General features: G+C 72.8%; 11 protein-coding genes. 2 read left to right on the top strand and 9 right to left on the bottom strand.

Features of this window, described 5'->3' with window-relative positions:
- Positions 1 to 147: 147 nt before the first annotated feature.
- Positions 148 to 438: a helix-turn-helix domain-containing protein gene (locus BXY45_RS22355; protein ID WP_109776746.1), complete on the bottom strand. Its 291-nt coding sequence runs from the start codon at positions 436 to 438 to the stop codon at positions 148 to 150.
- A gap of 56 nt (positions 439 to 494) precedes the next feature.
- On the opposite strand from BXY45_RS22355, the gene map reads away from it, so the two are divergent.
- Entirely contained in the window at positions 495 to 1,262 is a 768-nt protein-coding gene (map, locus tag BXY45_RS22350; RefSeq protein ID WP_425468348.1) for a type I methionyl aminopeptidase, read from the top strand.
- Between the two features lie 44 nt (positions 1,263 to 1,306).
- Here map and BXY45_RS22345 read toward each other — a convergent pair whose 3' ends face one another.
- Entirely contained in the window at positions 1,307 to 3,043 is a 1,737-nt protein-coding gene (locus BXY45_RS22345; protein WP_146211338.1) for a SpoIIE family protein phosphatase, read from the bottom strand.
- A 135-nt stretch (positions 3,044 to 3,178) separates the two neighbouring features.
- Here BXY45_RS22345 and BXY45_RS22340 point away from each other — a divergent pair, with 135 nt between their 5' ends.
- On the top strand, positions 3,179 to 3,994 hold the full coding sequence (locus tag BXY45_RS22340) for a sulfite exporter TauE/SafE family protein (protein WP_109776745.1): 816 nt from the start codon (positions 3,179 to 3,181) through the stop codon (positions 3,992 to 3,994).
- A 15-nt stretch (positions 3,995 to 4,009) separates the two neighbouring features.
- On the opposite strand, the gene BXY45_RS22335 is transcribed toward BXY45_RS22340, so the two are convergent.
- The 7 genes from BXY45_RS22335 to BXY45_RS23980 form a co-directional block, all read right to left on the bottom strand.
- Positions 4,010 to 5,065 carry an electron transfer flavoprotein subunit alpha/FixB family protein gene (locus BXY45_RS22335; RefSeq protein WP_109776741.1) on the bottom strand — a complete coding sequence of 352 codons (1,056 nt, stop codon included), beginning with the start codon at positions 5,063 to 5,065 and terminating at the stop codon, positions 4,010 to 4,012.
- Positions 5,065 to 5,955 (bottom strand): electron transfer flavoprotein subunit beta/FixA family protein, encoded by an 891-nt coding sequence (locus tag BXY45_RS22330; protein ID WP_109776740.1) that lies wholly within the window; start codon positions 5,953 to 5,955, stop codon positions 5,065 to 5,067. The genes BXY45_RS22335 and BXY45_RS22330 overlap by 1 nt, the downstream gene beginning before the upstream one ends.
- 20 nt (positions 5,956 to 5,975) lie before the next feature.
- Positions 5,976 to 7,439 carry an FAD-dependent oxidoreductase gene (locus tag BXY45_RS22325; protein ID WP_211319853.1) on the bottom strand — a complete coding sequence of 488 codons (1,464 nt, stop codon included), beginning with the start codon at positions 7,437 to 7,439 and terminating at the stop codon, positions 5,976 to 5,978.
- A gap of 113 nt (positions 7,440 to 7,552) precedes the next feature.
- Positions 7,553 to 7,678, bottom strand: coding sequence for an Lrp/AsnC ligand binding domain-containing protein (locus BXY45_RS22320; RefSeq protein ID WP_211319852.1), 126 nt, complete (start codon positions 7,676 to 7,678; stop codon positions 7,553 to 7,555).
- A gap of 97 nt (positions 7,679 to 7,775) precedes the next feature.
- Complete coding sequence (locus tag BXY45_RS22315) at positions 7,776 to 8,324, bottom strand: GNAT family N-acetyltransferase (RefSeq protein ID WP_109776738.1); 549 nt, start codon at positions 8,322 to 8,324, stop codon at positions 7,776 to 7,778.
- Positions 8,325 to 8,465: 141 nt separating this feature from the next.
- On the bottom strand, positions 8,466 to 8,957 hold the full coding sequence (locus BXY45_RS22310; RefSeq protein ID WP_170131694.1) for a nucleotidyltransferase domain-containing protein: 492 nt from the start codon (positions 8,955 to 8,957) through the stop codon (positions 8,466 to 8,468).
- 170 nt (positions 8,958 to 9,127) lie between these two features.
- On the bottom strand, positions 9,128 to 9,340 hold a 213-nt coding region (locus BXY45_RS23980), incomplete at its 5' end, for a hypothetical protein (protein ID WP_211319851.1).

Raw genomic sequence — 9,340 nt, 5'->3', positions numbered from 1 at the left:
GACGGGCTCGTCAGCACCAATCGTCACCGACGTCGAACCGCCCCGACCCGCCCCCATTTTCCTCCTCCGAGACGGCCCCCGGCCAGAGCCGTTCAAGGGCAGGGTGCTCCATGGTGGCTGGGCGGCGGCCAGCCACGGCAGCGAGAGCTAGGAGACGAGGCGCTCGCCGTCGTCGTCCTGAGTGGTCAGGGAGGCAGGGGCGCACAGCTGCGCCCACAGCGCGTCGAGGGAAAGTCCCAGTACGCCGGCGACAGCGGCGACCGTGGGGAAAGCCGGGGTGGCGATGCGACCCGTCTCGATCTTGCGCAGCGTCTCGGGGGAGATGCCGGCGTCCAGGGCGATGGTGAGCACCGTGCGGTCACCGCGGGCCTCGCGCAGGAGAGCGCCGAGGCGCTGGCCGCGTGCCAGCTCGTCTGGGGTGAGGGGTACCCGAACCACGACCACAATCTATACCGGTATTAGTATCCCAGGGTGATGAACCGGTGATCGAGGTCATGGACGCCACCCAGCTGCCGCACGCGAGGGCGGCGGGCGCGTTGGTCGGGCAGATCCTCGCCGAGCTGCGCTCGCGCACCCGCGCGGGCGTCAACCTCCTCGAGCTCGACGCGTGGACCCGCGAGATGCAGGCCGAGGCCGGCGCGGTCTCCTGCTACGTCGACTACGCCCCCTCCTTCGGGCGCGGCCCGTTCGGCCACCACCTGTGCACCTCCGTCAACGACGCGGTGCTCCACGGCCTCCCGCACGACAGGAGACTGGACGACGGCGACCTGCTCTCCCTCGATCTCGCCCTGTCGATGCACGGGGTGGTGGCCGACGCTGCGATCAGCTTCGTGGTGGGGGAGCAGCCGTCGGCGGAGGACTCCGCGCTCATCGACGCCACCCAGCGGGCGCTCGCGGCGGCGATTGCCGCGGTGCGCCCGGGCGCGCGCATCGGCGACATCTCGCACGCCATCGGCACGGTCCTCACGGGCGCCGGGTACCCGGTGAACCTCGAGTTCGGCGGGCACGGCGTCGGGTCGACGATGCACCAGGACCCGCACGTCCCCAACGCCGGCGCGCCCGGCCGGGGGTACCGCCTGCGGCCCGGACTGCTGCTGGCGATCGAACCGTGGGTCATGGCCGACACCGCCGAGTTGATCACCGACGACGACGGCTGGACGCTGCGCAGCGCCACCGGCTGCCGCACCGCGCACACCGAGCACACCGTGCTGGTCACCGCCGGCGGTGCGGAGGTGCTGACGCTGCCGCCGTCGTCGTCCTGATCCGGTGTGCAGAACTTCCTTGATCGTCGAGGAGGGGTCGGGGATTAGGCGGGGCGCAGTCGGACGGCGAGCAGCGCGACGTCGTCCTCGGGGTGCGCGGGCAGCAACCGGCGGACCACGGCGTCGCACAGCTGCGGCAGCGGCAGGGCGCGGTAGTCCTCCAGGGCGCGGCGTAGCTGCTCCAGCCCGGCGTCGAGTGGCGTGCCGCGTCGTTCGACGAGGCCGTCGGTGCACAGCAGCAGGGTCGTGCCCGGAGGCAGTTCGGCCTCGAGGTCGGAGCGCGGCGTGCCGCCGGTGAGCTGCTCCACGCCCAGCAGCAGGCCGGTACGTCCGGGCAGCAGCCGCGCCGACACCCCCGGTTCGACCACGAGCGGGGGCAGGTGACCAGCGCTGCACCAGCGCAGCACCCCACCGCCCCGCCGCAGCCGGGCCGGGTCGCGCTCGAGGCGCGCCACGAGCGCGGTGGCCGTCGTGTCCAGGCGGAGGCGCGCCATCGCCGTGTCGACGGTGGCGAGCAGCTGCGCCGGGGAGGGGGAGCCCGAGACACCGAGGCCGCGCAGGATGCCGCGGACCTGGCCCATGTCGGCGGCGGCGCGGCTGTCGTGCCCGACGACGTCGCCGATGACCAGCACCACCTGCTGTGAGTCCTGGGCGAAGGCGTCGTACCAGTCACCGCCGACGTGCGCGCTGTGCGCGGCCGGCACGTACCGCACCGCCACCTCGCAGCCGGGCAACTGCGGTGGGGCCGTGAGCAGGGAGCGCTGCAGCGCTTCACCGAGGCGCTGCTGCTCGTCACGGAGCCGGGCGGCCTCGATGGCGAGCCCGCCGCGGCGGGCCAGGTCGGTGAGGAGCGCGATGTCCTCGGGATCAGGGGCGGGGCGCCCGCGATCGGTGAAGCAGGCAAGCAGCCCGACCAGCCCGTAGCGGCCGCGCAGCGGAATGATCACCACCGACTCGGGATCGAGCTGCGCCAGCGCCGCGCGCGCCTCCGGGTCGGCCACCGAAGGGCTCATGAGTGCGGCCGCCCCGTGGGCGATGACCACCGGGCGTCCCTGCCCGAGGGGGCCGAACAGCGCACGGGCCTCGTGCAGCTGGGCCGCGTCGAGGCGGGGGACGGGCCGTGCGTCGTCGTCGGGGTTCGAGGGACGCACCAGCACCCCGACCAGCGGCAGGCAGCGACTGTCTCGGTGCCACCACCCGGCGGTGCTGACGACGCCCCGGGCGAGCTGCTCGTCACCCTCGACCTCCATCACCACGCACCAGTCGGCCACGGCGGGCACCACGAGATGGGCCAGCCGCTTGCTGGCCTCCTGGACGCCGACGGCGCCACCCAGCTCCGCACCGGAGCGCGTCAGCAGGCTGCTGCGGCGGGCACTGCGCTCGACCTGCTGGTGGGCCCGGTGGCGGGCGGTGACGTCGACCGTGCTCGTGGCGAGCCCGTCACCGTCGGGCCACGCGCGCACCTCCAGCTGTTGCGGCGGGTCTCCGGGCAGCTCGACCTCGACGACGGTCTCGCGGTGCTCGGCTCTCGCCGTCCGCCACGCGGCCTCGACGGGGGTGCCGCGCAGGGGCAGCACGTCCCACGCGACCTCGCCGATCATCGCCTCGCGCGTGGAGCCCGCCAGCCGCGCCGATGCATCGTTGACCCACGTGAAGCGCCAGTCGGCGTCGAGGAGGGCGAAGCCGTCGGGCAGGGCCTCCAGCAGCGCCATCGCTCGCTCCGGCGCCAGGGTGCGATCGTCTGCCAGCGCGCGCTCCGTTGCCGTGCTGCGGGTCCCCACCACACGCACAGTGTGCTGCCCGTCACCGACAGCCCACCAGCTCCCACCTGCTGGACCACGCGTCGGACGACACGCGGCAGGACGGCGGCCCCCGTCGCCGAGGCGCAGCTCAGCCGCCGCGTAGGGTCGCGCCACGTGAGTTGGCTCGACGTCTCCCTCATCCTCCTGGCGGGGCTGTGGGCCGGAACCATCAACGCCGTCGTCGGGTCGGGCACGCTCGTGACCTTCCCGGTGCTCGTCGCCCTGGGCTACTCCCCGCTGGCGGCCACCGTGAGCAACGGCATCGGCCTCGTCGCCGGTGGTGTCTCGGGCGCGTGGGGGTACCGGCGCGAGCTGCGCGGTCAGGGCCGGCGGCTGGCGATGCTGCTGCCCGCCTCGATCATCGGCGGTGCGCTCGGCGCGGTGCTGCTCCTGCAGCTGCCCGAGTCGTCCTTCGAAACGATCGTGCCGGTCCTGCTGGTCATCGCCCTCGTGCTCGTGGTGGTCCAGCCCCGGCTCCAGGCGCGGCTGCGCCGCCGGGCCGAGGCCCGCGCCGCCGCGCTAGGCGCCGAGGGGGGTCCCGTGCGCGCCTCGCGGTGGCTCCTCGGGACGACGATGCTCGCCACGTTCCTCATCGGCGTCTACGGCGGCTACTTCACGGCCGCGCAGGGCGTCATGCTCGTCGCCGTCCTCGGAAGCCTCCTCGACGAGACCCTGCAGCGCGTCAACGGCCTCAAGAACGTGCTGACCCTCGTGGTCAACGTGGTCTCGGCTGCCTTCTACATCGTGTTCGGGTACGACCAGATCGACTGGCTGGTGGTGGCGCTCATCGCGGCGTCGTCGCTGGTCGGCGGGGCAGTCGGCGCCCGGTACGGACGCCGACTGCCCCCCAACGCGCTGCGGGCGGCCATCGTGGTGCTGGGTCTGGTGGCGCTCACGCGGATCCTCGGCTCGCAAGCCGGCTGGTGGTGATCCGGCTGGTGACGCTCAGCCGGTCTCGCGGGAGCGGCGCGCTCTGACCTCCTCGGCCAGGGCCGGCAGGAGGGTGGTGGCGTCGGCCACGACGGCGATGTCGGCGTGCTCGAAGATCGGCGCGTCCGGGTCGGTGTTGATGGCCACCACCGTGCCCGACGCAGCCATCCCGCCGCGGTGGTGGACCGCTCCGGACACCCCCGCCCCCACGTAGAGGCGCGGGCTGATGGTCACCCCGGTCTGACCCACCTGCAGCGCTCGCGGTGCCCACCCCTCGTCGGTCGCCACGCGTGTGGCGCCCACGGCGCCGCCGAGAGCGTCGGCAAGGTCTTCGACGCCGGAGAAGTCGCCACCGGTGCCTCGCCCCCCGACGACGACGACGTCGGCCTCCGCCAGGGCCGGTCGATCACCGGCGGGTCGCGGCGAGCGGGAGAGCACCTCCACCGCGGCGCCCGCGGGGCGGGGAGCGCGGTGGTGGTGCACCACGGGCGCCACGGCCGCCGAAGGGGTGTCCTGCGGGAGCGATGCTCCGTCGGCGCTACCGGCGGCCCCGGTGTCCAGCGCCACGATCGCCAGCTCGCTGGTCACGGCGCATCGCGTGTGCCACGAGCCGGCGAGCACGCTTTTCTGGGCGACGACGTGACCGCTGCCGCCGTCGTCGTCCTCCTCGACCGTGACACTGGACGCTCCGACGACCACTCCCGCGCCCGTGGCTGCCGCGAGCCGCGCGGCGACCTCGCGGCCCTCGAACGTCGAGGGCAGCAGCACCAGCCGCGCGGGCCCTGTGGCGTCGAGAGCGGCGACGACCGCTTCGAGGGCGGCGCTGACGGTGGAGGCGAGGTGCGGGTCGGCGCCCTCGACGTCGACGACGTGCTGGACGGCGGCTCCGAGCTCGCCGCCTGGCCCGTGGTCGTGACCGTGGCCGTGGTCGTGACCCACCCACGCGGTGTGCACGTCCCAGCCGTGGTCTCGGGCAAGCCGGTGGGCGGCGGCGAGCAGCGCGGACGCGCTGCGGAGCCAGCGCGGGTCGCGGTGGTCGATCAGGACGACGACGGCGGGCGCGGCGGCCATCAGCAGAACCCCCGCTGCGCGAGGTGCCCGGCCAGCTCGGCGGCAAGCTCAGGGGCCAGCCCGGGACCTCCGGTCAGACGCACGGCATCGGAGCGCTCGGGGCGCGGGGTGGCCTCCAGCACGCGCGTGGCCGACCCGGCCCGCCCGACCGACGCCGGCTCCAGGCCGAGGGCCGCCAGGTCCAGCACGGTGACCGGCTTGCGACGGGCCGCGAGGAGCCCCCGCATGTCGGGGGAGCGTGGCCTGAAGGTGGCATCGGTGACCGACACCACCACGGGCGCGGGAGCCTGGAGCTCCTCGACGTGGTGGGCGGTGACCCGCCGCGCTCGGACGGTGGTCCGGCCTGCCTGGGACGTCACGGACACCCGGTCGGCGAGGGTCAGCTGAGGCCAGTCCAGCAGCGCCGATACCGCCGAGGGCACGAGCGACGTCAGACCGTCGAGGGCGGCCATGCCGGCGATCACGACGTCGACGGGGTGCTCGGCGTGCAGATGCTCGACGGCTGCGGCGATGACGCGGGCGGTGGCGATGGCATCGGATCCGGCGATTGCCTCGTCACAGACGTGGACGGCGCTGGTGGCGCCCATCGCGAGAGCGCGCCGGAGGGCGCCGACGGCGGCCGGTGGGCCCACGGTGAGTGCGGTCACGCGGTGGTCGACGCGATGCCCGACGGGGTGCGCGGCACCGGGGTCGGCGCGGCTGCCGTCGTCGTCCTCATCGGCGACGGTCGAGGGGACGGCCTCGACGATGCGGAGGGCCGCTTCGAGGCAGTCTTCGTCGAGTTCGTTGAGGGTGTCGTCGGGGCCCCCGCGGGCCAGCAGACCGCTGGCCGTGAAGGAGCGCGCGGACTGGATGTCGGGGACGTGCTTGACCAGCGCGATGACGTGCACGGGAGCCTCCGGCCCGCCCGTCAGACCGTGGTGCGTAGCGCGCCGCCGGGCAGCTGCACCGGCACTCGCGGCGCTCGGGAGCGGACGACCATCTCCTCGCGGGAGACCACCTTGATCCGTTCGCGGCCGCGGGCCTCGCCGAGCTGCCGCTCGTGGCGGTCCAGCTGCTGCCACCCGGACCAGGTCAGCACGTCCACGCCGCGAGAGGTGAGGAGGTCGACGACGGCGGCGGGGTTGGGCTCGCTGGCGCGAGGACCCTGGCAGCCGAGGGGCCCGTCGAGCACCTGGGCGCCCTGGGTGAGGTCGGCCACGAGGTGGCGCACGGTCTCGGCGGCGTCGGACTTGGTGTGCCCGATGAGGCCGACGGGTCCGCGCTTGACCCACCCGGTGCAGTACAGACCCGGCAGGTGCTGGCCGGTCTCGTCGAGCACGCGGCCCTCGGTGTTGGGGATGACGGCGGCGCGCTCGTCGAACGGCACGCCGGCCACGGGGGAGCTGGCGTAGCCGACGGCCCGGTAGACGGCCTGCACGTCCCACTCGTGGAAGGTGCCGGTGCCGCGCACGGTGCCGTCACCGGTGAGTTCGGTGCGCTCCGTGCGGAGGCCCACGACGCGGCCGTCGTCGTCGCCGAGGATCTCGACGGGCGCGTGGAGGAAGTGCAGGTGGATGCGGCGCGAGGCGGTGCCCGGCTCCTCGCGCATCGCCCAGTCAGTGAGCGTGCGCACCACCTGCTTGGTCTGGTTGCTCGACTCGATGGCGGCGAGGGAGGCGTCGTCGAAGTCGAAGTCCTCCGGGTCGACGATGACGTCGACGTCGGGCACGTGCCCCAGCTCGCGCAGCTCCAACGGGGAGAACTTCGCCTGGGCCGGGCCGCGGCGAGCAAAGACGTGGACGTCGGTGACCGGAGACCGCTCCAGGCCCGCGTGGACGTTGTCCGGGATCTCCGTGGGCAGCAGGTCGGCCGGGTGCTTGGCCAGCACCCGGGCGACGTCGAGCGCCACGTTTCCCGCGCCGATGACGGCGATCTCGCGGGCGTGCAGCGGCCACTCGCGGGGCACGTCGGGGTGGCCGTCGTACCAGGAGACGAAGTCGGCGGCGCCGTAGCAACCGTCGAGGTCGACCCCGGGGATGTCGAGCACCGCGTCGCGGATGGCGCCGGTGGAGAAGACGACGGCGTCGTAGTGACGCTGCAGGTCGCTCAGGGTGAGGTCGGTGCCGACGTCGACGTTGCTCAGGAGGCGGATGTCGCCGCGGCCCAGCACCCGCTCGAGCGCGACGACGATCTGCTTGATGCGCGGGTGGTCGGGGGCGACGCCGTAGCGAACCAGGCCGAACGGCGCGGGCAGGCGCTCGAGCAGGTCGATGCTCACGCCGTCGAAGGCGGTGGCGGACAGGTCGGCGCGGCTGAGGATGTCGGAGGCGTAGATGCCGGCGGGACCGGCGCCCACGACGGCGACGCGCAGAGGGCGCTGCAGGATGCTCACGAGTCTGGGGTTCCTTCCGGGCGCACCACGGATCAAGTCAGGCGGCTAGCTTAGCCTTACCTAATCGTGGATGCCGAAGGGCGCTGGGTGGTCCCGGGTGCGGCCGTCGAGACTCAACCGGGCAGGTCGGCCTTGATGGTCTTCATGGCGAAGCGCGACTGCAGCCGCAGCAACCCCGGCAACGCCATCAACGTCTGTGTCATGAACTGCTCGTACGCCGCCAGATCCGCGGTGGCCACCAGGGCGTAGTAGTGAACCGTCCTGGGTGAGGATGTCTCATCGATGAACCCCCGGTCAGCGCCGGGTCCGGTTCAGCCACAGCCCGATCGCGGACGACTACGGGCGCACGAGGCCGAACAGGATGAGATCTTCAGGGCCGTCCTCGCCGAGGTACCAGCGCCGGAGCAGCGCCTCGCGCGTGAACCCAGCCTTCTCGGCGGCCCTCATCGACACCTCGTTGTCCGTGTTCGTGTACAGGTCGAGCCGATTCAGGCCCAGCTCTCGAAAGCTCCACGCGCTCAGCGCGCGTACCGCCCTGACGACGTAGCTGTGCCCTCGTGCTTCGGGCAAGAGCCAGTACCCCACCTCTGCGCGGCGGTGCCTGTGCACGACGTCGATCAGGCCAACGCCTCCGACGCACTGACCGTCTGCGATCAGCGCGAGGTAGAGGGCGTCACCCCGCAATCGGGCGGCCTCGAAGTCACGAATCCATGAGCGAGCCTGCTCGAGGTCTGCGCCGCGCGTCACCGAGGTCCACCGGCGGATAGCGGGGTCGGCGCCCGCTTGCACGCGCGCCGGCGCATCCTCCGCACGCCAAGGGCGCAGGACCAGCTCAGCGTCCTGCAGCATGACGGGGGGCAGTTCGGCCTTGGCCAGTGGACGCACGACCGGAGCGTGCCAGACGCTCTCTGATCGACGAGGCTCGTCGTCGCTACCAGGTGAGCGGTTCGCTTCTGATCGTCGACCCGAAGAGTGCTACTGCGGGGGATCCTCAACCGGGCCGCGGGTCCGACCAACGCCGACGAGTCAGTAGCCCTCAGGCCGAGGTAACGCGAACCGTGCGGCCAGGGCGACGACGTCGGCTCGGTCCTCTGGTTGCGGCTCGTAACCCATGTGGGCCCGCAGCTGGGTCTCTGCACTCACGCACGGCACCCCTTGGCCGTCCAGGAAGCCGGTGGTCGGCGGCCCGTAGTGGAAGGGCGGGTCGGGTGCGAAGAGCTCCTGATCCCCGCCGCCGTCGGCAGTCGGTGTCACCGGGTGGAGGTCGACCTCACGTCCATCGGGATGACGCATCGCCAGAGCGGTGGGTAGCCACTCCCTCAAGGCGACGAAGCCGGCACCTGAGAGCACCTCCCGCGCGCGGGCGAGATGGGTGGCAGGCAGCACGATGTCGAGGTCGGCGTGGGGGCGGGTCTGCTCACCGAGCAGTGCGTCCACGCCCCAGCCGCCGTCCACCCAGGCGTCGATGCCGGCCCCACGGAGCATCCGCAGGAGGTCGAGCGCGACCGCGGCGGACATCACGTCGTGATCTTCTCCGCTGGGCGGCGATACCCGCACCTCGTTTACTCGGTGCGGGCGATGAGTGGCGGGCGGCTGCGGAGCGCTGATCGCGATCATGTTCCGCTTGGGATGGTCGTGCAGGAGCGTGCCGCTGCGGATGGTCGTGCGGGAGCGCCCCCAGTCGAGCATCAGCAGGGCACCATGAACACGTGGTTGGACCCGTAGCCGGAACTCTGCGTCTTCGCCCTTTTCGCGATGAGGACCTGGACGCTGTCATCACCTGGGTCCGCGACGCCAAGGAGCTCGAACGAGAAATAATCAAAACCTGTGGATGACCGGGCGGGTCGTACCTTCCCGGTGATCTCCACACCCAACGAGAAGAAGATCAGCGTTGCAGCGCT

This window comes from Quadrisphaera granulorum, from assembly GCF_003149145.1.
GTDB lineage: Bacteria > Actinomycetota > Actinomycetes > Actinomycetales > Quadrisphaeraceae > Quadrisphaera > Quadrisphaera granulorum.
Note: the sequence above shows the minus strand (reverse complement) of the source record. Positions and strands in the feature narration are given on the sequence as shown.